This window comes from Hymenobacter metallilatus (assembly GCF_003944705.1).
Classification (GTDB): Bacteria; Bacteroidota; Bacteroidia; order Cytophagales; family Hymenobacteraceae; genus Hymenobacter; species Hymenobacter metallilatus.
The window spans coordinates 167050-193703 of record NZ_RWIS01000004.1 but is presented as its reverse complement, the minus strand read 5'-3'; the positions used below and the strand labels follow the sequence as shown (position 1 = coordinate 193703).

Here is a 26654-nt window from a genome sequence, read left to right as displayed (position 1 = left end):
GCGGAATGCTCAGGATGACAAGCTTCCTCACCATTCCCCGCCTCGCTTCCACACCCATTTCCCCAACGTTTCGTATATTTGCCTAAACCTGTTCCGGGGAGAACGGCCAGCCGCGCTGGCCGTTCTCCTTGTTTTTTGAGCTTACATCACCCCACCATGGCTACCGTCAACTATTATACTCCCGAAGGTCTTCAGAAGCTGAAAGATGAGCTCCAGGACCTCAAAATCCGCGGCCGGGCTAAAGCCGCCGACGACCTGCGTGAAGCCCGTGATAAAGGCGACCTGAGCGAAAACGCCGAGTACGACGCGGCGAAGGAAGCACAGGGCCTGCTGGAGCTGAAAATTGCCAAGCTGGAAGAAGTAGTCGGTAACGCCCGCCTGCTCGATGAGACCAACCTGGACCTGACCAAGGTACTCATTATGAGCAAGGTAAAACTGAAAAACCTGAAGAATAACATGGTGCTCGACTACACGCTGGTAGCCGAGGAAGAGGCCAACCTGGCCGCCGGCAAAATCTCCGTGAAGTCGCCCATCGGTAAAGGTCTGCTGGGAAAATCGGCCGGCGACACCGCCGAAATTACCGTACCTGCCGGCAAGCTGCAGTTCCAGATCCTGGAAATCAGCCGCTAGTCGGCAGCCCAGGCTAAACGGCATAAGAGGTAAGACCTTAGCGGGTCTTGCCTCTTTTTATTTAGTGGCCGTACTATCTTGCCGTCCTGCCCAACGGCCAACCCAACTGACCGGGGCGACAGAACATAGTTTCGTGTTTCACTTCTCACTGTCTCATGTCCAACACCTCTATTTTCTCCCGCATTGTAGCCGGCGAGCTACCGGCCTACAAAGTTGCCGAAGACGAGCATCACCTGGCTTTCCTGGATATTACGCCGTTAGTGGAGGGCCATACGCTGGTAATTCCGAAACGGGAGGTGGACTACATTTTTGATTTGCCCCCGGCGGAGCTGGCGGCCTTACACCTGTTTGCTCAGCGTGTAGCCCGGGGCGTAAAAGCGGCGGTACCGTGCAAGCGGGTAGGAGTGGCTGTAATTGGACTGGAAGTGCCCCACGCCCACATTCATCTGATTCCGATGAACAACGTATCGGATATGAACTTTGCCAATCCTAAAATTAAGGTAGACGAGCGGCGCATGAATGAGCTGGCCGCTGCCATTGGAGCCCAGGTACCGGCTCTGGTATCTGGTACGCCGGCGCTGCCGCCTGACCCGCGCGACACTAAAGGCGGACGCGAAACTGTGGAGGAAACCGAGCCGCAGGCCAAAGCCGGCCAACCTACCCCCGACGACCCAACGCTGGCTACTCTGCGCGACCTGACTACCGGCTTGGTGTACATGAGTGAAGGCGACGCTCCGCTGCAGCCGGTAAGCTTTCCGGCTCCCAAAAGCGGCCTCACCGATGCGGCTCTAGCCAAACTGGCTGGCCTGCCCGCCGATACAAAAGTGGAAAAACAGGAACTGACCTACTTCCTACGTAACCATACCGCCGATAATGGTGTGCTAGGCAACCCGGAATTGGCTAACCGCTTTAAAGCCCTGCAAATGTACATGAAGCAGGAGCTGAACAGCACCCAGGTGTACCGGTTCGGCCACGGCCCGCAGGTGCCCGTATTGGTACTCGGCGAAGCCGAAGGTGGAAAGTTACTGGGCTTTAAAACCGTGCTGACAGAAACCTAGGACGCTGCTTTTGGCCAGCATTACGCCATACAGCCCTGAACTTCTTGCCTCTTGTATCAGGGGAAGAAGCTCAGGGCTGTTGCATTGGTCCAGGTAGGAGTGTGTAGTAGCAACGGACTGGGGTATGACAGCCGGCAGCAGCGAACTGGTTCGATTGGCAGGCCGCTGGCTTGTTGCTAATTCGGTAGTGTCCTCTTGGTGTGGCTTCACCTATATTACTATCCTTTTAGCAACTGACATAATCGATTGTGTAAAATCATTTCAACAAAAAGTAAGTGCCTGCTCACTGTTTGTTGGGCTTAAATAATAAGCATGGTGCATAGGGGTGGTATGTTTATATAGTGTATTTGTAAACGTTTGATAAATAGGGAATTAAATGGCAATGGGGCTGGTGGTTACATATAGCCTATGCTTACTGGAGGGTGAAATAATGAAGTTATAATGCATCCATTGGCTAGGTGAAAAGAGGTAGTAGTTGGGTGGCTGCTAGTCTATTTTTAAGGTAAATTAAGGTGAGTGATTTGTTACTATCTGCAATTTTAGTAAACTTACTCGCCCTAAAGTCAACTGGCTTTGCTGTTTCCCCGGGTGAGCAGACCCTTCAGAAGCTCCTTGCATAGCAAAGCCTTTTAATTCATTTCAATGCACAAACGATTGTGTTCTGATTCTAACACAATCGTTTGTGCAAAAGACTTTTCATTACTTCCCACATCCCACTCCCATGAAAAAGCCCGTACCCCGACTGCGCCGGCTGACCCTCCCGGCTTTGTTGTGCAGTTTGCCCCTGCATGCCACCGTAGCCATGAGCTACCCCCTGGCGGCCACCCCACCGTTTGCTACCCTTACCCAGGCCGATGTAACCATTAGTGGGCGGGTGCTCGATGAGAAGGGGGGGGGCTTGCCCGGGGTGAACGTAATTGTGAAAGGAACTACCACCGGCGTGCAAACTGATGCCGATGGGCGGTTCACCTTGACAGCTCCCGACAATGCCGTTCTGCTGCTTTCGTTTGTGGGCTACACCACTCAGGAAATAGCCGTTGCCGGGCGCACCAATCTGAGTATTTCCCTAGTCCCCGACAACCGGGCCCTATCAGAAGTGGTAGTGGTGGGGTATCTGGCCCAGGACCGCCAGAATGTAACCAGCTCCGTGAGCAGCCTGGATGTAAAGGAGGCCGTGAAAGCGCCGGTTGCCACTGCTACGCAGGCCTTGCAGGGCCGGCTGGCCGGGGTACAGGTGCAAGGCTCAGGTGGCCCCGGCGACGCACCGGTGGTGAATATTCGGGGCATTGGTACGCTGGGAGCCGCCGGCAGCTCGCCGCTGTACGTAATTGACGGCCTCTGGACCTTCAACATCCGGGACCTGAACCCCAACGATATCCAGAGCTTGACGGTGCTCAAGGACGCCTCATCGACGGCTATTTACGGCTCCAGTGGCGCCAATGGCGTGGTGTTGATTACCACCAAGAAAGGCCAGGCCGGCAAACCCTCTATCAGCTTCAACGGCTACCGGGGCGTGGACCAGCTTTACAAACGCTACAACCTGACCAACGCCAGTGAATGGGCCGACCGGGCAGTAGTTGCTTACCAGAACGCCGGCCTCGACCCCCTCAACAACGGCCAGAATAGCCTGGCCGGGGCCGTGAAAGGGCCGGGCGGCGCGTTCAACCCCAACATCGATACCGACTGGCAGAAGGAGTTCTTTCAGACCGGTACGCTGGAAGATTACAACCTGTCCTTCTCGGGAGGCTCTACCGGGGAGAAAAGCGCCAGTAACTTCCTGATTTCGGGTGAATATTTCCACCAGGAAGGTATTGCCAAAGGCCCCGATTTCAAGCGCTACAGCCTGCGCCTTAACTCCGGCCTGACCCGTGGCCGCGTGAAGTTTCAGGAGAATGCCCAGTTCACGCACCTGGACGTGGTGCTGCTCAACGGCGGCTCCTTTATTGATGTGCTGACGATGCTGCCCAGCATTCCGGTGTACGATGCGGCCAACGAAGGCGGATTCGGGACCGGTTCACCGGTGCTCAACACGTTTGCCACCAACCCCATTGGGGCGCAGCAGCTGCTGCGCCGCACCCAGGCCGACAACCGCCTGGCCGGCAACGTGAGTGCCGATGTGTCGATTTTTGACTTCCTCACCTACCGCATCAACGCGGCCCTCGACGGGCACATGTACAGCAACGCCGATGCCCAAAAAGTGGGTATTCTGCGGCAGAACACGCGCATCAATACCTCCTCGCTGAATGAGTTTCTGGGCTGGGACGTGTTTATGCTGGCCGAAAACACGCTGAACTTTAACAAGGCTTTCGGCGAACATCATGTGAACGTGCTGGGCGGCTACTCGCAGCAGCACTATAAGCAGCACAATGTGCAGGCCGGTACGCAGGGCTTTACCAGCTCGCCCCAGTACTACTTCGAGCTGAGCGCCGGCCCCACAAAGGGGGTAATTCAGGGCACTTCCACGGAAAACTCCAAACGTTCGTTTTTCACCCAGGCCACCTACGACTTCAACAACCGCTACCTGCTGTCGGCCAGCTTCCGGCGCGACGGCTCCTCCCGGTTTGCCCCCCAGAACCGCTGGGGCAACTTCGGGGCGGGCTCCCTGGGCTGGCGCGTGAGCGAAGAGGACTTCTTTAAAGAAGCCTTACCGCAGGTAAACAACCTGAAGCTGCGCGTGAGCTACGGCAGCAACGGCAACGATGCGCTGGCCGGCAGTTACGGGGGTAACTACCTCACTACGCCCATCATTGGTCAGAATGTGAACTACGTGATTGGCACCGACCAGCGCATCGTGAACGGCTCAACGCAGCTGGCCCTGAGCAGCCCCGACCTGCAATGGGAGGAGCGCTACACCAAGGATGCCGGCCTGGACCTGGGCCTGCTGAAAAACCGCCTCACGCTGTCGGCCGACTATTACATTTCTGAAACCCGCAAAGTGCTGGCGCCGGTGCAGGTGCCCACCTACCTGGGCCACTTCGGCGACGTGCTCTACCAGAATGCCGGTACCGTGGAAAACCGGGGCCTGGAGCTGGCCCTGGGCTACCACGATACCAAAAGCGAGTTCACCTACGGCGCCGACTTCACACTGACCACCATCAAAAACAAGATAACGCAGGTACCCGTGAAAGGGCAGGCGTTTGAGGGGGGCGAAGGCGTGACGCGCTCCGAGCTGGGCACCGGCCTGGGCGAGTTCTACCTGATTCCGTTCGATGGAATTTTCCAGTCGAAGGAAGAAGTGAACAACTACAAGAATGCGGCTGGTACCATCATCCAGCCCTACGCCTCGGCCGGCGACGTGCGCTACAAGGACTCGAACGGCGACGGGATAATTGACAACAAGGACCGGGTGTACGTGGGCAGCGCCATTCCGAAGCTGCAGATGGGCCTGAACCTGAACGCCGCCTACAAGGGCTTCGACCTGTCCATTTTCTGGCAGGCCGTAACCGGCAACAAGATTTACAACACGGCCCGCGTGGCCCTGGAAAGCTACAACGGCCCCAACAACTACAACGCCGACGTAACGCCCTGGTCCACGAGCAACCCCTCTACCACCACGCCGCGCCTGTTGCAGGGCGGGGGGCTGGGTGATTTGGCCGTGGCAGCTGCTTCCAACGCCCGTTTCAACTCCACGCGCTGGCTGGAAGACGGGGACTATCTGCGCCTGAAGAACATCCAGATTGGCTACACCATTCCGCAGGGCGTAACCAGCCGGGTGCAGGGCCTGGGCGGCGTACGGGTGTACGTGACGGCCCGCAACCTGGTGACGTTCACCAACTACACGGGCTTTGACCCGGAAATCACCGGTACGGGCTTTTATAGCCGCGGCGTGGACAACAGTGCTTACCCGAACGTGCGCAGCATTACGGGCGGCCTGCAGGTCAACTTCTAACCGCTCCGGGCTGCTGTTCACTCTCAATTCTGACTTCCCATGAAACTGCCTAAACTTCCCGCATTTCTATTGGCCGGCAGCCTGCTGCTGGCGACCAGCTGCGAAAAAGACCTGCTGGATAAAACCAACCCCAATGCACCCTCCACGGCCCAGTTCTGGAAAACCCAGGACGACGCCGTAAAGTCAGTATACGCCTGCTACTCGGGGCTGCAGCAGTTTGCCTGCTACTACCGCAGCTGGCACTTTATGGCCCACCGCTCCGACGAATCCTACAGCCAGAGCCCGTTTGTGGAGCTGGCCAACTTCACGCGCTTCGTGACGCCGGATAACAACTTCTTCATTTCGTCCTTTGCCTGGAACGACTACTACCGCACCATTTTCCGCACGAATCAGGTAACTACCCGCGTACCAGCCATTCAAATGGACGAGCCCCTGAAGCGCCGCCTCATTGCCGAGGCGAAGTTTGTGCGGGCCCTGTCGTACTTTGATCTGGTGTACTTCTTCGGCAATGTTCCGCTGATTATAGAAGAACCTGTGGTAACCACCCGCGTGGGGCAGGCCACACCCGCCCAGGTAGAGGCCCAGATAATCAACGACCTACAGGCGGCCATTGCCGATCTGCCACTCTCCTACGGGGATGCCGACAAGGGCCGGGCGACCAAAGGCTCGGCGCAGGCCCTGCTGGCTAAGGTGTACATGCAGCAGCGCAAATGGGCCGAGGCCTCGGCTCTGTTCGCCCAGATCATCAGCTCGGGACAGTACGCGCTGGTACCCAATTACCTGGACAACTTTACCGATGTAAACGAAAACAACCGGGAATCGGTGTTTGAGGTGCAGTTTACGGGCTCGGTGCTGGAGGTAGGGCAGGGGCAGGACAACGCCTCGTCCTCGGAAAGCCACGACCGGCCCAACTTCTTCGGCCCTCCCGGCGCCACCTTCGCCGACGTGCAGCCCCGCCGCTGGCTGCTGGATGCCTACACCGACTCAACCCTGAACTTTGCGCCGGGCAGTACCAAGCGCCACCTGATTGACCCCCGCCGCGACATCTGCATCATTCACTCGGGCAACCCGGACCGCTTCTATGGCAAAACCTTCGGGCAATGGGGTTGGAACCCCACCCAGCAGTACTGGCGCAAGTACCTCAACGACCGGACCCGAACCGACGAGAATTTTACTTCCGGCATCAATCACCGCGTAATCCGCTACGCCGATGTGCTGCTGATGCAGGCCGAAGCCCTGACTGAGCTGGGCCAGATGAGCACGGCGCTGCCCCTGATCAACCAGGTGCGCACCCGTCCTTCCGTTAACCTGGCACCCCTGACCGGCACCTATACCCAGACCCAACTGCGGCAGATGATCCGGATGGAGCGGGCCCGGGAGCTGGCCGGTGAAGGCACCCGCTGGTTTGATATTCTGCGCTGGGGCCTGATGGACGACCAGGCCGGCATCAACGAGCTCAGAACCCGCGACACGGACTTTACCAACTTCCGGTTGGGCGTATCGAAGCTGCTGCCCATTCCGCAGCGCGACATTGATATTGACCCCAACATCCGTCAGAATCCTGGTTATTAATCTGAACTGGCCGTCGTTTCAGGCTTTGGCCCGAAACGACGGCTTGTTTTTTACTCGTCCTGCCGCATGTCAGTGAATTTTATCCCGGGGGCTATGAAGTGGATACAACCGGCTACCGGGCGCGCGGTGGTACTCATGCTGTGGCTGGGGTTGCTGAGCTGCAAGAAATCAGCTTCCGGCTCCGACCCCGCACCCCCGGTAGGGCCGCCCGCCGGCACTACGTTTACCAACCCCCTGCTCCCTTCCGGCCCCGACCCTTGGGTGTACCAGAAGGATGGCGTGTACTACTATATGCACACCACCAATACCAACCTGCGCATCTGGAAAACCAATCGTATGTCGGAGTTGGGGCAAACCTCCAGCGTGCTGGCCTGGACGCCCCCGCCCAGTGGTCCGGCCTCGGGCAACCTGTGGGCCCCGGAGCTGTATTTTTTGGATGGCAAGTGGTACATCTACTACTCGGCCGGGCCGGAGGGTACCAATCTGGGCCAGCAGCGCACCTGGGTGCTGGAAAACCCGGCCGCCGACCCCACCACCGGTACCTGGACCGACAAAGGCCGCCTGTTCAGCCCCTCAGCCGATTTCTGGGCCATTGACGGGACGGTGCTGGAGCAGAACAACCGGCGCTATTTCATCTGGTCGGGGCATAATGGCATTGATGGGGTGCAGCGCCTGTACATTTCCGCCATGAGCAACCCCTGGACGCTGGTTGGACCCCGGGTGGAGCTTTCCCACCCCGAGTATAACTGGGAAACCGTGGGCCCGCCCTACGTGAACGAGGGACCGGAAATTCTTAAGCGCGGCACCAAAACCTTTCTGGTATACTCGGCCAGCTTCTGCGGCACCGACCAGTATGCCCTGGGTATGCTCACGGCCAGCAGCACCGCCGACCCCATGCTGCCCGCCTCCTGGACTAAATCGACCACGCCGGTTTTCGCGCAGAGCCCCGCCAACCGGGCCTACGCTACCGGCCACAACTCGTTTTTCCGCTCCAAAGACGGGCAGGAAGACTGGATTCTCTACCACGCCAACTCCAACCCCAATGAAGGCTGCGTGGAAAAGCGCAACCCGCGTATGCAGCGCTTCAGCTGGAACCCCGATGGTACCCCCAACTTTGGGGTGCCGGCCGCCATCAACACCCCGCTGCCCAAACCCGGCGGCGAGTAAACAGCCTTGCTGTTAACACTTTCCTACATCAGCCATTCTTACTCGTATGCTACTACGTTTCCGCACTGCGTTGGCCCCGGGCTTCAGGGGTTGCCGCTTGGTTGCACTCACGGCTTTTCTGCTCCTGGGCGGACTGCTGCCCCGGGCCTATGCCCTGCAGGGCCTGATAGGGGTGCATGACCCTTCCACTATTGTGAAGGAGGGCAATAAGTACTGGATTTTTGCCACCGGGCAGGGCATCTATAGCCTGTACTCCACCGACCTGGTAAACTGGACGCCGGGCCCCCGGGCGGTGTTCGTGAATAATGCCTATCCGAGCTGGATTAACACCAAGGTGGCCGGTTTTCAGGGTAACTTCTGGGCCCCGGAGTGCATCTACATGAACGGCAAGTATTACCTCTACTACTCCTGCTCCACGTTTGGCTCCAAGGTGTCGGCCATTGGGCTGGCTACCAACGTTACGCTGGACCCAGCCAGTCCTAACTACCGCTGGGTAGATGAGGGCGAAGTACTATCGTCGACGGCCAGCAGCCAGGCCAACGCCATCGACCCGGCCGTGTTCAAGGACGCCAACGGCGACGTATGGTTCTCATACGGTTCTTTTTTCGGGGGCCTGCGGATAGTGCAGCTCAATCCTACCACCGGTAAGCTGCTTAATGGGGCCGGTACGCAGCAATACGCCGTAGCCAATGGGAACGTAGAAGCTGCCTACCTGAGTAAGCGGGGGAGTTTCTACTACCTGTTTGTGAACCGGGGCAGCTGCTGCCAGGGCGTGAATAGTACCTACCAGGTGCAGGTGGGCCGCTCAGCTTCGCCCACGGGCCCTTTTCTTGACCAGAATGGGGTAGACCTGAACCAGAACGGCGGCACGGTGCTGCTAAGCTCCAGCGGCCGGTACATCGGCCCCGGGCACACCGGTATTTACGAGGAAAGCGGCATCAGCTATTTTTCCCATCATTTTTATGACGGGGAAGACAACGGCGCCCCCAAGCTCAGTATTGCCCGGCTTAGCTGGACGGCCGCCGGCTGGCCCACGGTAAGCCGCGACTGGGTGGCCTCGGGCCGCTACGAAATCAGGAACCAGAATAGCAATCTGATCTGGGATGCCTGGGGCTGCACCGGGGTGGCGGGCCAGCAGATTGCCCAGGGCACTCCGGCCGGCCTCGACTGCCAGCGCTGGGACCTAACGGCCCTGGGCAACGGCGAGTACAAGATTACAAATGCCCTGGGCGGGCTAGCTGCCGATGTGGCCGGTTGTTCCCCCGATGCCGGGGCCAAGCTGCAGCTGTTTGCCTACAACGGGCTGCCTTGCCAACGCTTCCGGCTGGAGCGCGCCAACGATGGTACGCTGGTAATGGCCTCCGCCAATGGCAACCGGGTAGTAGAAGTGCCATTTGCCTCTACTACGGCCGGGCAGCAGCTCGGCCTCTGGGACTACAACGGCTGTGCCTGCCAGCGCTGGACGCTGACGGCCGTGGGCACCACTACCGCTACGGCCTCCGGTAAGCAACTGCAAGGCATCAGTGTGTATCCGGTGCCGGCTTCGGGCGAGGGATTCAGCATCGACCTGGGCGGTCTGGCCAGGGCGGAAGCCACGGACGTGGCCGTGTATAACCAGCAAGGCCAGCGGGTATACCAGCAGCAGTTCGCGCCGGCCCAACGCAGGCTGGAGGTGAAGGCCTCCCTGGCAGCAGGGATTTATCTGGTGAAGATTAGCCGCTCAAGCGGGTGGTTTACACAAAAAGTCAGGGTGTTGTGAAAGTAGAATATCCGGGAGCAGGAGGTCAGAATACGACTTTCTCTCCCATTTATTTTCTCTTGATTACACAAACGATTGTGTGAATACAAAACCTTTTTTTACTTTACACTTCCCTTAGTGGAGTCACCCGATTTAGCCGAATTTCGGCAACGGTCTGTGACCCTCACTCGGGAGACTACCAAAACGTCCAGCCCACGCCTTGCCCCGGATCAGGTTGCAGGCTGTTTCCACGTTCTTCCCATCCATCCCACCTCTTCTGTTCACTGTTCATGAAACACTCCCTAAGGGCCGCTGTGGCTACCGGAAACACTGCACTGCTGGCAGGGCTGCTACTGGCTACAAGCTGTAACCCATCGGCCTCAACTGAACAGAACTCCGGCTCATCTCCTACCATGACTGATTCAACCCAAACCGTTGCGGCAGCACCGGGGGCCGCGTCTTTCGGCAAAACCCAGGACGGCACCGAGGTACAGCTCTATACCCTCAGCAATGCCCACGGCCTGAAGGTAAGCATCACCAATTACGGCGGCACCATCACCAGCCTGCTGGTACCCGACAAAGCGGGCAAGCCGGGCGAAGTGGTGCTGGGCTTCAATAGCGTGAGTGGCTACCAGAGCCCCGAGTTTCTGAAGTCGGGACCCTACTTCGGGGCCCTGATTGGGCGCTACGGCAACCGCATTGCCCGGGGTAAGTTCACCCTGGATGGTAAGGAGTACACCTTGGCCAAAAACAACGGCGAAAATACCCTGCACGGCGGCAAAAAAGGCTTTGATAAGGTGGTATGGCAGGCCGAGCCCGGCACTTCCGCCGAGGGCCAGACCCTGAAGCTCACCTACCTCAGCAAGGATGGGGAAGAAGGCTACCCCGGCAACCTGCGCGTGACGGTGGTATACACCCTCACGGCCGACGATGCCCTGAAAATCGACTACTCGGCCACTACTGACAAGGCCACGCCTGTTAACCTCACCAACCACGCCTACTTCAACCTCAGTGGGGGCAAAGACGTGCTGGGCCACGAGGTAACCATTGCCGCCGACCGCTACAACGTGGTGGATGCGGGCCTGATTCCGACCGGGGAGCTGCGCCCCGTGAAAGGCACGCCTTTCGACTTCACCACGCCCCATACCATTGGGGAGCGGATTGCCCAGGTGCCCGGCGGCTACGACCACAACTGGCTGCTCAACCAGACTACCGGCCTGCACCCGGCCGCTACCGTATACGAGCCCACCACCGGCCGCACCATGGAGGTAACCACCACCGAGCCCGGCCTGCAGTTCTACACCGGCAACTTCCTGGATGGTACCCTGAAAGGTGCCAACAACCAGACCTACGGCAAACACGCCGGCTTCTGCATGGAAACCCAGCACTTCCCCGACTCGCCCAACCAGCCCACGTTCCCGAGCACCATTCTCAAGCCCGGCCAGACCCTGCAATCCAGCACCGTCTACAAGTTCGGCGTGCGCCAATAGGTGAAGTTGTGAATTTGTGAAGTTGTGAAACGCCGAATCCAAGGCCTACAGCTTCACAACCTCACAACCTCACAACCTCACAACCTCACAACTTCACCCTTGATGAAATACGTCATTGGTATCGACTACGGTTCCGACTCCGTGCGGGCCGTACTGGTAAATGCCCATACCGGCCAGGAAATAGCCCAGGCGGTGCATTTGTATGCCCGCTGGAAAGAGCAGCGCTACTGCAACGCCACCCAAAACCAGTTCCGCCAGCATCCGCTGGATCATATGGAAGGGCTGGAGGCCACCGTGCGCCGCGTGGCCCAAAACGTGCCCGCCGAGCAGATTGTGGGCCTGGCGGTAGATACCACCGGCTCCACGCCCGGCCCCGTGGACGAGCACGGCGTGGCTCTGGCCCTCAAGCCCGGCTTTGAGGATAACCCTAACGCCATGTTTGTGCTCTGGAAAGACCACACGGCCCTGCCCGAAGCCGCCGAAATCAACCACCTGGCCAAAACCTGGGGCGGGGAGGATTTCACCCAATTCGAGGGCGGTATCTACTCTTCGGAGTGGTTCTGGGCCAAAATTACCCACGTGCTGCGCGAAGATGAGGCCGTAGCCCGGGCCGCCTATTCCTGGATGGAGCACTGCGACTGGCTGACGCTGCTGCTCACCGGCGGCGAGCTAAGCACGTTCAAGCGCAGCCGCTGCGCCGCCGGCCACAAAGCCATGTGGCACGAAAGCTGGGGCGGCCTGCCCTCCGAGGAGTTTCTGACCTTGCTGGAGCCAAAGCTGGGCGGCCTGCGCGAGCGGCTGTTCGAGCAAACCTACACCGCCGACGAAGTAGCCGGCCACCTCTCTGAGGAATGGGCGCAGCGCCTGGGCCTCACCACGAATACGGTAGTGGCCGTGGGCTCCTTTGATGCCCACGCCGGGGCCGTGGCGGGCGAAATTGAGGCCTACTCGATGGTGAAAGTAATGGGTACCTCCACCTGCGACATTGTGGTGGCGCCCATGCACGAAGTAGGAGAGAAGCTGGTGCCCGGTATCTGCGGGCAGGTAGATGGCTCCGTAATTCCCGGCATGCTGGGTCTGGAAGCCGGCCAGTCGGCCGTGGGCGATTTGCTGGCCTGGTTCCGGGGCGTGCTGGAGTGGCCCCTGCGCACCTTGCTGCCGCAGTCGGCGGTACTGACGGCGGAGCAGCAGCAGGCACTGCACCAGGAGCTCAGCGACAAGATGATGGCTGAGCTAAACGTGGCCGCCGCCGCCGTGCACCCCGACGACTCGCAGGTGCTGGCCCTGGACTGGGTAAATGGCCGCCGCACGCCCGATGCCAACCAGGCCCTGAAAGGCGCCCTGATGAACCTGACCATGGGCACCTCGGCCCCCCAGATTTTCCGGGCCCTGGTGGAGTCCATCTGCTACGGCTCCCGGCAGATTGTGGAGCGCTTCGAGCAGGAAGGTATTCCCATCAAGCAGGTGATTGGGCTGGGTGGCGTGGCCAAGAAATCGGGCTTTATGATGCAAACCCTGGCCGACGTGCTCAACCGCCCCATCAAAGTAGCCGAGTCGGACCAGGCACCCGCCCTGGGTTCGGCCATGTACGCGGCCGTGGCGGCCGGTATTCACCCCGATGTGGTAACGGCCCAGAAGGCCATGGGCAACGGCTTTGCGGAAACCTACACCCCCAACCCGGCCCGCGTGGCCGACTACCAGCGCCGCTACGAGCAGTACCAGGCCTTCGGGCAGTTTGTGGAGCAGAGCACGCCGGCCATGACCAGCGAAGTAGCCGCCACCGTAACCGCCCAGCACGCATGAGCCAGTACCAGCAACTGAAACAGGCCTGCTACGAGGCCAACATGCAGCTGCCGGCTCTGGGGCTGGTGCTCTTCACCTTCGGCAACGCCAGCGTAGTGGACCGGGAGCGGCGGGTGTTTGCCATTAAGCCCAGCGGCGTGCCCTACGCCACGCTCAAAGCCGAAGATATTGTGGTGCTCGACTTCGCCAATAACGTGGTGGAAGGCAGCAAGCGGCCTTCTTCGGACACTAAAACCCACGCCGTGCTGTATAGCCACTGGGAGCATATCGGGGGCATTGTGCACACGCACAGCACCTACGCCACGGCCTGGGCCCAGGCCCAGCTGGACATTCCGATTCTGGGCACCACTCACGCCGACCACCTTACGGTGGACATTCCCTGCGCCCCGCCCATGGATGACCAGATGATTGCCGGCGACTACGAGCACCAGACTGGCTGGCAGATCATCAACGAGTTTCAGCGGCGCGGCTTCTCGCCCGAGGAGGTGGAAATGGTGCTGCTCAGCAACCACGCGCCCTTCACCTGGGGCAAAACGGTGGAAAAAGCCGTGTACCACAGCGCCGTGCTGGAAGAGGTGGCTCGCATGGCCTACCTCAGTCGCACCCTCCGTCCCGACGTGCCCCGCCTGAAAGAAGCCCTGATTCAGAAGCACTACGAGCGCAAGCACGGCGTACATTCTTATTACGGCCAAAGCTAAAACCGGCCGCGGCGGCTTGCTGCAACGGGCTGCTGCGCCATTTCTTCTCCGAAAACATTCTTCAACGCTTACCACCCCGCCGGACTGCTGCACTGTAAACATTATCGTTTGTGTTAGCTGAAACCGGCTTCTTTCACCCATGCTAGACATTTCCCACTACGAAGCCTGGTTTATTACCGGCAGCCAGCACCTCTACGGCCCCGAAACTTTGGAGCAGGTGGCTCAGCACTCCCAGCAGATTGCCGAAGCTCTGGGCTCGGCGCTGCCCATTAAAGTGGTGTACAAGCCCGTACTGACGGGACCAGCCGAGATATACAAGCTGATTCAGGAAGCCAACACCACCCCGAACTGCGTGGGCCTGATTGCCTGGATGCATACCTTCTCGCCTGCCAAAATGTGGATCAATGGCCTGAAGATTCTGCAGAAGCCCCTGGCCCACTTGCACACCCAGTTCAACCGGGATATTCCGTGGTCGGATATCGACATGGACTTCATGAACACCAACCAATCGGCGCACGGCGACCGGGAGTTTGGCTTCATCACGTCGCGCATGCGGGTGAAGCGCAAGGTGGTGGTGGGCCACTGGCAGAGCGCCGACACGCAGGAGCGCCTGAGCATCTGGGCCCGCGCAGCCTGCGCCTGGGCCGACTGGCAGGGTGGCCGCATCGTCCGCTTCGGCGACAACATGCGCTACGTGGCCGTAACCGAGGGCGACAAGGTGGAAGCCGAGTTTAAGTTTGGCTACGAGGTGAACACTTACGGCATTGGCGATTTGGTGGCCGTGATAAACGAGGTGAGCGAGGAGCAGGTAAACGCGCTGCTGGCCACCTACGAGCAGGAATACGAGCTGGGCGACTCGCTGCGGGAGGGCGGCAGCCAGCGCGACGGTCTGCGCGATGCGGCCCGCATTGAGGCCGGGATGCGCCGGTTCCTGCAAGAGAAGAAGGCCATCGGCTTCACCGATACTTTCGAGGATTTGCACGGCATGGTGCAGCTGCCCGGCATTGCCACCCAGCGCCTGATGGCCGAGGGCTACGGCTTTGGGGGGGAAGGCGACTGGAAAACGGCGGCCCTGGTGCGCGCCATGAAGGTGATGGGCGCGGGCCTGCCCGGCGGCAACTCCTTTATGGAAGACTACACCTACCACTTCCAGCCCGGCAACGAGCTGGTACTGGGCTCCCACATGCTGGAAATTTGCCCCACCATCTCGGAGGGTAAGGTGAAAGTGCAGGTACACCCGCTGGGCATTGGCGGCAAGGCTGATCCGGCCCGCCTGGTGTTCAACTGCCCCGCCGGCCCCGCCCTCAACGCCACCATCGTGGATCTGGGCCACCGCTTCCGCCTGATTGTGAATGAGGTGGAAGCCGTAGCGCCCGAGCAGGACCTACCCAAGCTGCCCGTGGCCCGCGTGCTCTGGAAGGTGAAGCCCGACCTGAAAACCGGCGTAGCCGCCTGGATTCACGCCGGCGGCGCCCACCACACCGGGTACAGCCAGAACCTCACCGCCGAGTACCTCGAAGACTTCGCTGAAATGGCCGGTATCGAGTACCTCATCATCGACGAGGAAACCAAGCTGCGCACCTTCAAAAACGAGCTTCGCTACAACGACGTGGCTTTCAGTCAGCGGTAAAATCAGAACGTCATGCCAACCAGAACGTCATGCTGAGCGAAGCGGAGCGTAGCCGAAGCATCTCGCGTGCTGATGATGCCGAGGTAACCAGCCGTACAGCCGTAGCCACTCCATAGCCCAGGGTTTAAACCCTGGGCTAGTGAAACGCCCGAACGAAGCGGTAGAGATGCTTCGGCTGCGCTCAGCATGACATTCTTTTTCAACAACATCAGTACGCGAGATTCCTCGGCTTCGCTCGGAATGACGTTCCGGGACCACCAGAATATTCCCCATTCCCACACTTCAACCGCCTGCCTTCCCACCAACTTCCATGCGTAATAACCTGACTACGCTTGACCTGATTGTCTTTTTTGTGTACCTGATTGGGGTTTCGGCCTACGGGTTCTACATCTACAAAAGCAAGCAGAAAGCCGAGCAAAGCACCAAAGACTACTTTCTGGCCGAAGGCTCGCTCACGTGGTGGGCCATCGGGGCGAGTATGATTGCCTCCAACATCTCGGCCGAGCAGTTCATTGGCATGAGCGGGAGCGGGTTTAAGGTGGGCGTGGCCGTAGCGGCCTACGAGTGGGTGGCGGCCGTGGTGCTCATCATCGTGGCCGTGTTCTTTATGCCGGTGTACCTGAAGAACAAAATCTTCACGATGCCGCAGTTTCTGGAGCAGCGCTACAACTCCACGCTCAGCCTGATTATGAGTATTTTCTGGCTGTTCCTGTACGTGCTGGTCAACCTTACCTCCATTCTCTACCTCGGGGCGCTGGCCCTGAGCAACCTGGTGGGCGGCGACAGTTTCCACGTTATCATCGTGCTGCTGGCCCTGTTCTCCCTGCTGATTTCCTTGGGCGGGATGAAGGTGGTAGGCTACACCGACGTGGTGCAGGTGGTGGTGCTGGTGGTAGGCGGTCTGGTGACCACCTACATTGCCCTCTCGCTGGTGAGTACCAAGTTTGGGTTGGGCGGCGGCGCTTTCTCCGGCTTCAATGCCCTTATGGAAAAGGCCCCCGACCACTTCAAGATGATTTTCGACAAGCCTACGGCGGCCACGCCCCAGGTGGAAATCGATAAGTACCTGGCCCTGCCTGGCATTGCCATGTACTTTGCCGGCCAGTGGATTGTGAACTTGAACTACTGGGGCTGCAACCAGTACATTACCCAGCGCGCCCTCGGGGCCGATTTGCACACGGCCCGCACCGGCATCCTGTTCGCCGGAATTCTGAAGCTGATGATGCCCGTAATTGTGATGCTGCCCGGCATTGCCGCCTACGTGCTTTACCGGAACGGCTCCCTGCAGGCCGAAATGGCTTCTACCGGCGCATTCAACTCCGACAACGCCTACTCGGCCATCCTCACCTTCCTGCCCAACGGCCTGAAGGGGCTGAGCATGGCGGCCCTCACGGCGGCCATTGTGGCCTCGCTGGCGGGCAAGGTCAACTCCATTTCCACCATCTTCACCCTCGACATCTACAAGCGCTACCTGAACCAGGACGCCACCGAGAAAAAGCAGGTGTGGGTGGGCCGCCTCACCATTTTGGCGGCGGTGGTGCTAAGCGTGGCCATGACCTGGAAAGACCTGCTGGGCATCGGCGGCGAGGGTGGCTTCCAGTTTATCCAGAAATACACCGGCTTCATCTCGCCCGGTATTCTGGCGGTGTTCCTACTGGGTATGTTCTGGAAGCGCACCACGGCCACGGCCGGTATTGTGGGCATTCTGGCCGGCTTTGCGCTGTCGGTGTTCTTCAACAACTACGCCCCGGCGGTGCTGGGTCCCGAAACCCTGCTCTACACGGCCTTCCCCAATGCGCAGGGCGTGTACGAAATACCCTTCCTGATTTGCATGGGCCTGTCGTTTGCCATGACCATGGTGTTGATGGTGGGCGTGAGCCTGGCCGGTCCGGTGGTGAACCCCCGCGCCATTCACCTGGACGCTGGCATGTTCCGGGTGAGCACCCAAACCATGTCGCTGATTGTGGTGACCATGCTGCTGCTTACGGCCCTGTACGTGAAGTTCTGGTAGCCTTTGGCCAGCTTTCGGGCCATTGTTCCTTTTCTCTGAGCTGCTGAAAAGCAGTTGGTGCTGGTGGCCTTTAGGCCCCGGCCGGTTCCACCAAAACGGGGGCGTGATACAAATTCACGCCCCCGTTTGGCTTCCTGTAGTATTCGCTCCTATGTTTTTCCAACCCAATTTCCACAACCATGAACTGCACTTTTACCGCCACCCCGGCCGGCCCACAACGAAGCCGCCCTCATACCTTCAGCCTGTTGGCTTTCCTATTGGTTCTGCTGACCGGTCTTAGCTTCCCGGCCCGGGCCTTACAGGGCAACGACAACTGCCACGACCCTTCCAGCATTGTGAAGGACGGCAGCAAGTACTGGATTTTCACCACTGGCACGGGCATCTACGGTATGTACTCCACCGATTTGGTGACCTGGCAGTCGGGCAGCCGGCCGGTATTTACCAGCACCGAATATCCCAGCTGGATCAAGAGCAAAGTGCCCGGCTTCTCCGGCGACTTCTGGGCCCCGGAGTGCGTGTACCGCAACGGCAAGTTCTACCTCTACTACTCGGTTTCCACCTTTGGCTCCAGCGTATCCACCATCGGCCTGGCCACCAACGTCACGCTGGATCCGGCCAGCCCCAGCTACCAGTGGGTGGATCAGGGCGAGGTGGTGTCCAGCGGCTCCGGCAGTGCCATCAACGCCATTGACCCCGCTATTACCGCCGATGCCAGTGGTGCGCTGTGGATGAGCTACGGCTCGTTTTTCAAAGGCATCGGGTTGATTAAGCTGGATGGCAGCACCGGCAAACGCTCCGGCACCAGCTTCTACTGGCTGGCCGGCAACGTGGCAGCCGACAACGTGACGCGCAACAACAGCGGCAGCGAAGCGCCCTACATCGTGCGCAACGGCAGCTACTACTACCTGTTCATCAACAAGGGCGCCTGCTGCCAGGGCGCCAGCAGCACCTACTACATTCAGGTAGGCCGCTCTGCCAGCATCACCGGGCCCTACCTGGACAAAAACGGCGTGGACCTGAACCGGAACGGCGGCACTACGCTTATTGCCACCAGCGGCAACTACGTGGGGCCGGGCCACGTGGGCCTGTTTCAGGAAGGTGGGGCCAACTACCTCACCCATCACTACTACGACAGCAACCAGAACGGCCGCGCCCGCCTGAGCGTGGGAAACCTGGGCTGGGACGCCGCCGCCTGGCCCTTTATCACCCGCGACTGGGTGGCGGCCGGCCGCTACACCCTCACCAACCAGAACAGCGGCAAGGTGTGGGATGCCTGGGGCTGCACCGGGGCCCAGGGCCAGATAATTGCCCAGGGCACTCCGGCCGGCCTCAACTGCCAGCAGTGGAACCTGACGCCCGTGGGCAACGGCGAGTATAAAATCACCTCCACGGTAGGGGCCGGGCTGGCTGCCGATGTGGCTGGCAACAACTCGGCTAATGGGGCCAGGCTCAACCTGTACCCCTACAGCGGCGCGGCCAACCAGCGCTTCAAGATTGAGCGGGCCAGCGGCGGCACCTACGTGCTGGCCTCGGTGAACGGCAACCGGGCGGTGGAGGTGCCGGCCTGCTCCTCCACCGCCGGCGTGCAGCTGACCCTCTATGATTACCTGGGCAACAACTGCCAGAAATGGGCCATTGCACCCGCCACGGCCGCCCGCGTGCTGGCGTCGGCAGCTTCGGCTCCGGCCGCGCAGTTCAGTGTGTACCCCAACCCCAGTGAGCGGGGCCGCTTCACGGTGCTGCTCGATGCCGGGCTGGCAGCCGGTCCGGTTACTGTAACCCTGACCGATATGCAGGGCCGGGCGGTGTTCAGCTGCCGCAGTGCGGGGCAGGGCACGGTGCCGGTGAAGGCCGACGTGCCGGCCGGCCTGTACCTGCTGCAGGTCAGCGGCGCGCAGGGCACTACCACCCAGAAAGTGGTGGTGCATTGAGGCTGACCACTATCTGACCGTACTGCCGGACGGCGTGCGGGCCCCAACGGCGGCCCGCGCGCCGTCCGGCACCCCGGAAACTATTCCCATGAGTCAATATCCCTTTGCGCGCTTCCTGACCGGTTTAGTAGTGGCTACTGCCGCCGCAGTCCTACCCGTGGCCGCTCAGCAAGCCCCGCCCAAATCTGACTTCCACCAGTGGGCTCCCACGCCACCTATGGGCTGGAACAGCTGGGACTGTTACGGTCCCACCGTGACGGAAGCTGAGGTGAAAGCCAACGCCGACTACATGGCCCGCAACCTGAAAAGCAGCGGCTGGGAGTACGTGGTGGTGGATATCCGCTGGTACGTGGGCAACGACACGGCCCACGGCTACAACGAGAAGGGCCCCGCCTGGAACATTGATGCGTACGGCCGCTTTGTGCCCGCGCCCAACCGGTTTCCCTCGGCGGCCGGGGGGCGGGGCTTTAAGCCGTTGGCCGATTACCTGCACGCCAGGGGGCTGAAGTTTGGCATTCACATCATGCGCGGGGTGCCGGTGGTAGCGGTGCAGCGCCGGCTGCCCATCCTCGGCAGCAAGGCCACGGCCGCTGATATCTACTCGAAGGAAGGGCAGGCGGGCTGGCTGCGCGACATGTACACGGTGGTAGCCGGCCGGCCCGGGGCGCAGGAGTACTACAACTCCCTGTTCCAGCTCTACGCCAGCTGGGGCGTCGATTTCGTGAAGGTCGATGATCTGTCTTCGCCCTACCACAAGCCGGAAGTGGAGATGATCCGGCGGGCCATTGACCGCTCGGGCCGCCGCATCGTGCTCAGCACCTCGCCCGGCGAAACGCCCGTTGCCGAGGCCCGGCACGTAGCGGCCCATGCCAACATGTGGCGCACCGTGGGCGACTTCTGGGACTCCTGGGAGCAGCTCAAGGAGCATTTCGAGGTGTGCAACCGCTGGGCTCCGCACATCGGGGTGGGCGCGTTTCCGGATGCCGATATGCTGCCCCTGGGCCGCCTGGGCATCCGGGCCGAGCGGGGCGACGACCGGAGGACCCGCTTCACCCGCGACGAGCAGTACACCCTCATGAGTTTGTGGAGCATTTTCCGCTCCCCGCTCATGTTCGGCGGTGCCCTGCCCAGCAACGACGCGTTTACCCTGAGCCTGCTCACCAACAAAGACGTGCTGGCCGTAAACCAGCGCAGCACCCACAACCGCCAGCTGTTCCGCGAGAATAACCTGATTGCCTGGACCGCCGACGACCCCCAAACCGGCGACAAGTTCCTGGCCCTGTTCAATGCGCAGGACCAGGAGTTGGCCCCCGCTAGTGAAGCCGCCTGGGCTAGCCCCATTATCACGCGCCAGACGCCCGGCCAGAGCCTGCCCGTGGACGTGGACATCAGCGGGGCCACCACGCTCTACCTCAACGTGCGCGACGGGGGCGACGATATTGCCTGGGACCACGCCGACTGGCTCCGCCCCATGCTCAGCAACGGTACCCAAACCGTGCCGCTCAGTACCTTGCCCTGGAAAACGGCCACGGCCGGCTGGGGCCAGGTTACGGCTGGTAAAAGCGTATCGGGGGCGGAGCTGCGGGTAGGAGGGCAGCGCGCCGACGACGGCATCGGCACCCACTCCAACTCCATGATTACCTACGCGCTGCCCGCCGGCTTCACCCGCTTCCGGGCCACGGCCGGGCTGGATGCCGCCGGGGCCGCCCAGAATACCGGCGGCACGCTGCAGTTTCTGGTGTTCACCCAAAATCCGTTCCGACCCATGCCCGCCGACTCGGTGCGGATTCCGGTGGCGCTGGCGCAGCTAGGCCTGCGCGGCCCCTGCACCGTGCGCGACCTGTGGACCGGCCACACCACCGACGGCGTGGCGGGTGAGTTTGCGCCCTACGTGCGCCGACACGGGGCCCGGCTCTATCGTGTTTCCGCTGCCCGAAGGTAGAGCCCCAGGTGGCTTGTTCTGTTAAGCGGAGTATTTGAAATAAGTTGTTCAGGCGTCATCGTTCAACGGCGAGACGCACAGTGGTGCGTCTCTACATCGTTCCCGCTTTTCCTTCTGTTTCATGAACCATATCCTTTCTTCCCTGGCGCTGCTCGGCCTGCTCAGTACGCAGGCTGCCGCGCAAACCGGTAAGCGCTCCGATTACCCGATTCAGGCCGTTTCCTTCACGAAAGTGCAGCTGGCGGATAACTTCTGGCTGCCTAGGCTCAAGACCAATACCGAGGTGACCATTCCGGCGTCGTTTCAGCGGTGTGAGGCCACCAACCGGGTAAAGAACTTTGAAATGGCCGCCGCCCGCCAGGGCAAGTTCGCCACCATCTTCCCCTTCGATGATACCGACATCTACAAGACCATTGAAGGGGCTTCGTACTCGCTCCGGCTCTACCCTGATGAGAAGCTGGATGCGTACATGGATGCGCTGATCAAGAAAGTAGCCGCCGCCCAGGAGCCCGACGGCTACCTGTACACGGCCCGCACCATTGATCCGGCCCACCCCCACGACTGGGCCGGGCCGGAGCGGTGGGTGAAGGAGCGGGAGCTGAGCCATGAGCTCTACAACTCGGGCCACCTCTACGAGGCCGCCGTGGCCCACTACGAGGCCACCGGCAAGAAAACCCTGCTCAACATTGCCCTGAAAAACGCCGATCTGGTGTGCGCCACCTTCGGGCCGGGCAAGCGGGCCGTGGCCCCGGGCCACGAAATTGTGGAAATGGGCCTGGTGAAGCTCTACCGCGTAACGGGCAAGCCGGAGTACCTGAGCACGGCCAAATTCTTCCTCGACCAGCGCGGCCGGTACGCGGGCTACGACCCCAAAAGCCCCGATGCCTGGCGCAACGGCTCCTACTGGCAGGACCACAAGCCCGTCGTCGACCAAAAAGAAGCTGAGGGCCATGCCGTGCGCGCCGAATACCTGTACTCCGCCATGGCCGACGTGGCCGCCCTCACCGGCGACCAACAGCTGCTGGCCGCCGTGGACAGCATCTGGCAGAACATGGTGACCCGCAAGCTCTACGTGACGGGCGGCACCGGCGCAGTGCCGGGCGGGGAGCGGTTCGGGGCCAACTACGAGCTGCCCAACACCACGGCCTACAACGAAACATGCGCCTCGGTGGCCAACGTGTACTGGAACCAGCGCATGTTCCAGCTCCACGGCGAGGCCAAGTACGTGGACATCCTGGAGAAGGTGCTCTACAACGGCCTTATTTCGGGGGTGGGGCTGGATGGCAAATCCTTCTTCTACAGCAACGCCATGCAAATCCGCAACAGCGCCAGCTTCCCCCAGACGGAGCCCCAGCGCGCCGGCTGGTTCGACTGCTCCTGCTGCCCTACCAACCTGGCCCGCCTCATGCCCTCCCTACCCGGCTACGTGTACGCCCAAAGCGGCCGCGACGTGTACGCTAACCTGTTCATCAGCGGCACCACGGAGTTGAAGGTGGGCAACCAGCCCGTGCGCATCACCCAGCACAACAACTACCCCTGGCAGGGCGACCTGAAGTTTACAATGAGCCCCGCCGCCGCCACCGAGTTCAACCTGCTGGTGCGCCTGCCCGGCTGGGCCCGCAACGAGGCCATGCCCTCCGATTTGTACCGCTTTGCCATGCCTTCCACCGAGAAAATCAGCATCACCATCAATGGTAAGCCAGTGCAGTACACCACCCGCAAGGGCTACGCCGTGCTGGCCCGCCAGTGGCGCAAAAACGACCTGGTGGAGGTGAAGCTGCCCATGGAAGTACGCCAGGTAGTAGCCAACCCCCGCGTGCATGATGACCAGGGCAAAGTGGCTTTGCAGCGCGGCCCGGTGGTGTACTGCGCCGAGTGGGCAGACAACCACGGGCGCGCCGGCAACCTCATCGTGCCCGCCGCTACCACCTTCACTACCCGCTACCAGCCCGAGCAGCTCAACGGCATCATGCAGCTGCAGGCTACCGTGCCCGCCGTGCAGCTGGACGCCGCCAACACCAGCATCAGCACCACCCGCCAAACCCTCACGGCCATTCCTTACTACGCCTGGGCCAACCGCGGTAAGGGCGAAATGACCGTCTGGTTTCCCCAGCAGCTCACCGACGTGGAGCTGATTTCCCGCCAGTCCAAAGAGGCCACGGTAGGGAAGTAGCGTGCTTGACCCGTGGCTTTACCTGCGTACGAGCAGCCTGCGCCCGAGCAGGTGGGCCGCCTGGGCCCGCCGGATGGCCTGCCCGAACCGCTCATAGGAAAAGGGCTTGAGCAGGAAGTCGGCTACGCGCAGGGCGGCGGCTTCCGGAGCGTACTCGGGGCTGGCCGTTACCAGCACTACGGCCGGCGCCAGGGGCCCCAGCAGGCGCACCAGTTCCAGGCCCGAGAGGCAGGGCATTTCCACATCGAGCAGCAGAACATCTACGGCCTGGCGGGCCAGTAGGGCCAGGCAGGTAGTGGCATCGGGCAGCGCACCTACCAGTTCCAGGCCAGGCGTGATGCGCACCATTTGCTGCAGCAGGGTCCGGTTCACGGAGTTATCATCTACAATCAGGCAGCGGAGCAGAGTCGTCATGGCAGTTTAGGAAAGGAGGAGAGAGCAAAAGACGAGTGGCCGCCCCCGCTAGGGGCGCTCCATAATCCAAGCCCGGATAAGCTCCTGGGCCTGGGGCGAGAAGGTGGGGTGCCGCTGCCCGGCCACCAGCGGCCACTCGGCCATATCGGCCTGAAACAAATGGTTGACTCCCGGCAGCTTCTTGCTGGTTACGGCGCGGTTGGCCCGCAAACCCCGCTGCAAAGCGGCCAGGTTCTGGTCGGCGTCCACGGCCAAGTCGGCGGCTCCGTTCAGTAGCAGCACCGGGCACTGCACCGCCGTAAGGGCGGGCACGGGGTCGTACACCTGCCGGAAGCGGCTGTGCTCGGAGGTGAGGTCGGCGGCGGCAGCCTGGGCCGCAGCAGCCGGCAGCTCGGGGTCGTCCTGGCGCAGCATATTGGCCACAATGGCCTGAGCCTGCTGGTTGTCGCGGGTGTGAAATACCACGTCCAGAATAGCCTGCTGTCGCTTCACCAGAACCTCTACCTGGGGCTGAGGGAGGCCGGCTGCCCGGAGCACGGTGGTTTGCTGCACCCGGGCCAGCTCCTGGCCCTGCACGCCGGCAGCCCCCAGTGTGACCACAAAGGCCGGTGGCAGGGCGCGGGTAGCCACCAGCAGGGCCACGTTGCCGCCCTCGCCGTGTCCAATCACGCCCAGGCGGGCCAGGTTTACCTCGGGGCGGGTACGCAGATAATTCAGGGCCGCTTCCACGTCGCTGAGGCGCTCCAGCAGGGGCGGGTTGGCTGCCCCACCGGTGGCGCCCACGCCGCGGGCATCCAGGCGCAGCACGGCCACGCCCCGGCGGGTCAGGTAGTCGGCCAGCGCTCCTACCGGGCGGTAGTCGCCCACAGCCGCGTCGCGGTCCAGCGGCCCGGCATCGGCCAGGAGTACCACGGCCGGAAACGGCCCTTTGCCCGCCGGCACCGTGAGCAGGCCCCCCAGGCGCAGGGCAGCCGCGCTATTGCTGAAGGCCACCTCATTTTCGCGGTAGGGTGGGGTAAGGCGCACTTTGCCGCCGGGCGCAGCCGCCGGGGTGCTGTAATCCAGCGTCATGGGCACGTGGTAGCCGGGTTGCTGCCATTGCCCGCTCAGCTGCCGGCCCCCGGGTGCCAGCCGGCCCACAAAGCGGGTGGCAGCTTCCTCCGCCGAAAACACCACCGTATCGCCTTGCAGGGCTACGTGTACGTTCATGCGGCTGACTTTTTGCAGGGGTACATCGAGGGTGGCATAGTAACCGCCCGCCGTGAGTTTCACCAGCCGGAAAATTACTTCCAGCTTACCGCCGGGTACCTGCAGCGGCCCCCGCCACAAGCCATCCAGCGAGGCTGCCGCCGCGGGTGCTTCGGCTGCCCGCCCGCTCAGGCTAAGCAGTAGGCCGCAAGCCAGCAGCCACAACGTGATATGCGTTTTCATAAGGCGAAGCAAAAAAGGGAGAATCGACAGTGAGCGGGGAACCCAGGCCGCCAGGTGACAGTAGGGAGTTTAGAAGCGCGGCCAACCCGGTAGTGCAGGGCCGGTGTCAGGCAGGGCGGGGCGTTGCGTAAGCTGACCAGAGCTTGTAGTGGAGTAGCGGAGCCGGCGGCCCGCTTAGCGGCTCCGGCGTGCCACGGTCAGCAGCCGGGCGTGTTCCAGCATTTCCAGGCTGATTACCCGTTGCCGCGGGGCCAGCACCACCTCACAGTCGGCCAGGCCGGCGTAGCTGCAAATAACCCGGATGGGCTGCCCAGTAAATACCGGCAGTGGCAGCCGGAACATACCATCGGCGTTGCTAACTACGATGTGGGGAGTGCCCACTACCCGGGCCGTTACGCCCGGCAGGGCCAGGCCATCCGTTCCCAGCACGTAGCCATCCAGAAAAGCCGGGGCCACTACCGTAGCTGCGGTGGGGGCGAGGCGCACAGCAGCCTCGGTAGCCGGAACCGGGTTCCGGGGTGGGGCCAGGGGGCCCTCCGTGGCTTCGGCCAAGGCTGGCAGCAGCAGGATGCTGAGGTTGCAGGCGGCCCAAAGAGTAGGGTATTTCATCAGGAGAAGTCGTGAAAAAGCGGTAGGAGCAAGAGCTTATTGGGTGCTTACAGCTATGTAGGGAGTGGGAGCCGTGGCCGGCCGCTCGCGCAGCAGCAGCAGGGCAGTGTACTGGCTTGGGGTCAGAACCAGGTGTGCATTGGTCAGGTAGCGGGCCTCTGCCTGGGCGTAAGCGGCAGCTGGGGCAGTAGGCTGAGCGGCCAGCGAGTCCAGCGTGGTCAGGTGCTGTTCAATATGATGCTGCATGGCCTGTAACTGGTGCGGATGCAGCCGCAGCACCGGGGCCAGGTAGCGGCTGTAAGCCAGGGCCCGCTGCTGAACCGTGCCGGCGGGGGGAGAGCCGGCCTGGGCCGACAGCCGGAGCAGAACCACCAGCACGGCCAGCAGCGTAAAAGCCAGGTAATAGCGGAAACGGGGTGAAGGAGTTATCATGACGCAGAAGCTTGAGGTTGAGACAAATCGACTTCT

The 26654-nt window shown here is 61.3% G+C and carries 18 protein-coding genes; 14 read left to right on the top strand and 4 right to left on the bottom strand.

All coding sequences use genetic code 11. The annotated features are described in order from the left end of the window. Positions 1–156 precede the first annotated feature (156 nt). From greA to EI290_RS08180, 14 genes are all read left to right on the top strand, one after another. Positions 157–630, top strand: coding sequence for a transcription elongation factor GreA (greA, locus tag EI290_RS08245; RefSeq protein WP_125428583.1), 474 nt, complete (start codon positions 157–159; stop codon positions 628–630). Between the two features lie 155 nt (positions 631–785). After that, positions 786–1688 (top strand): nuclease A inhibitor family protein, encoded by a 903-nt coding sequence (locus EI290_RS22930; RefSeq protein WP_125428581.1) that lies wholly within the window; start codon positions 786–788, stop codon positions 1686–1688. 721 nt (positions 1689–2409) lie between these two features. Further along, a complete protein-coding gene (locus tag EI290_RS08235) occupies positions 2410–5577 on the top strand; it encodes a SusC/RagA family TonB-linked outer membrane protein (protein WP_125428579.1) in 3168 nt (1055 codons plus the stop codon). 39 nt (positions 5578–5616) lie between these two features. Then, positions 5617–7149, top strand: a complete 1533-nt coding sequence (locus EI290_RS08230) for a RagB/SusD family nutrient uptake outer membrane protein (protein WP_125428577.1) — start codon at positions 5617–5619, stop codon at positions 7147–7149. Positions 7150–7242: 93 nt separating this feature from the next. Beyond that, on the top strand, positions 7243–8316 hold the full coding sequence (locus EI290_RS08225; RefSeq protein ID WP_125428575.1) for a glycoside hydrolase family 43 protein: 1074 nt from the start codon (positions 7243–7245) through the stop codon (positions 8314–8316). Between the two features lie 46 nt (positions 8317–8362). Continuing rightward, positions 8363–10075, top strand: a complete 1713-nt coding sequence (locus tag EI290_RS08220; protein ID WP_125428573.1) for a family 43 glycosylhydrolase — start codon at positions 8363–8365, stop codon at positions 10073–10075. 392 nt (positions 10076–10467) lie between these two features. Further along, a complete protein-coding gene (locus EI290_RS08215; protein WP_185816901.1) occupies positions 10468–11544 on the top strand; it encodes an aldose epimerase family protein in 1077 nt (358 codons plus the stop codon). A gap of 102 nt (positions 11545–11646) precedes the next feature. After that, positions 11647–13347: a ribulokinase gene (locus EI290_RS08210; protein ID WP_221766241.1), complete on the top strand. Its 1701-nt coding sequence runs from the start codon at positions 11647–11649 to the stop codon at positions 13345–13347. Then, positions 13344–14045 carry an L-ribulose-5-phosphate 4-epimerase gene (locus EI290_RS08205; protein ID WP_125428567.1) on the top strand — a complete coding sequence of 234 codons (702 nt, stop codon included), beginning with the start codon at positions 13344–13346 and terminating at the stop codon, positions 14043–14045. Before EI290_RS08210 ends, EI290_RS08205 begins: the two co-directional genes overlap by 4 nt. Positions 14046–14184: 139 nt before the next feature. Then, on the top strand, positions 14185–15675 hold the full coding sequence (gene araA, locus EI290_RS08200; RefSeq protein WP_125428565.1) for an L-arabinose isomerase: 1491 nt from the start codon (positions 14185–14187) through the stop codon (positions 15673–15675). 310 nt (positions 15676–15985) lie between these two features. Then, positions 15986–17686, top strand: coding sequence for a sodium:solute symporter family transporter (locus EI290_RS08195; RefSeq protein WP_125428563.1), 1701 nt, complete (start codon positions 15986–15988; stop codon positions 17684–17686). Positions 17687–17865: 179 nt separating this feature from the next. Then, a complete protein-coding gene (locus EI290_RS08190) occupies positions 17866–19617 on the top strand; it encodes a family 43 glycosylhydrolase (RefSeq protein WP_125428561.1) in 1752 nt (583 codons plus the stop codon). A gap of 88 nt (positions 19618–19705) precedes the next feature. After that, positions 19706–21559, top strand: a complete 1854-nt coding sequence (locus tag EI290_RS08185; RefSeq protein WP_125428559.1) for an NPCBM/NEW2 domain-containing protein — start codon at positions 19706–19708, stop codon at positions 21557–21559. A gap of 121 nt (positions 21560–21680) precedes the next feature. Continuing rightward, positions 21681–23732 (top strand): glycoside hydrolase family 127 protein, encoded by a 2052-nt coding sequence (locus EI290_RS08180; RefSeq protein WP_125428558.1) that lies wholly within the window; start codon positions 21681–21683, stop codon positions 23730–23732. 18 nt (positions 23733–23750) lie between these two features. Here EI290_RS08180 and EI290_RS08175 read toward each other — a convergent pair whose 3' ends face one another. The 4 genes from EI290_RS08175 to EI290_RS08160 form a co-directional block, all read right to left on the bottom strand. Continuing rightward, positions 23751–24146 carry a LytR/AlgR family response regulator transcription factor gene (locus EI290_RS08175; protein ID WP_125428556.1) on the bottom strand — a complete coding sequence of 132 codons (396 nt, stop codon included), beginning with the start codon at positions 24144–24146 and terminating at the stop codon, positions 23751–23753. A gap of 48 nt (positions 24147–24194) precedes the next feature. Next, on the bottom strand, positions 24195–25577 hold the full coding sequence (locus EI290_RS08170) for an alpha/beta hydrolase family protein (protein ID WP_125428555.1): 1383 nt from the start codon (positions 25575–25577) through the stop codon (positions 24195–24197). A 174-nt stretch (positions 25578–25751) separates the two neighbouring features. Then, positions 25752–26186, bottom strand: a complete 435-nt coding sequence (locus EI290_RS08165) for a hypothetical protein (protein ID WP_125428553.1) — start codon at positions 26184–26186, stop codon at positions 25752–25754. 36 nt (positions 26187–26222) lie between these two features. Beyond that, a complete protein-coding gene (locus tag EI290_RS08160; RefSeq protein WP_125428551.1) occupies positions 26223–26618 on the bottom strand; it encodes a hypothetical protein in 396 nt (131 codons plus the stop codon). Positions 26619–26654 lie beyond the last annotated feature (36 nt).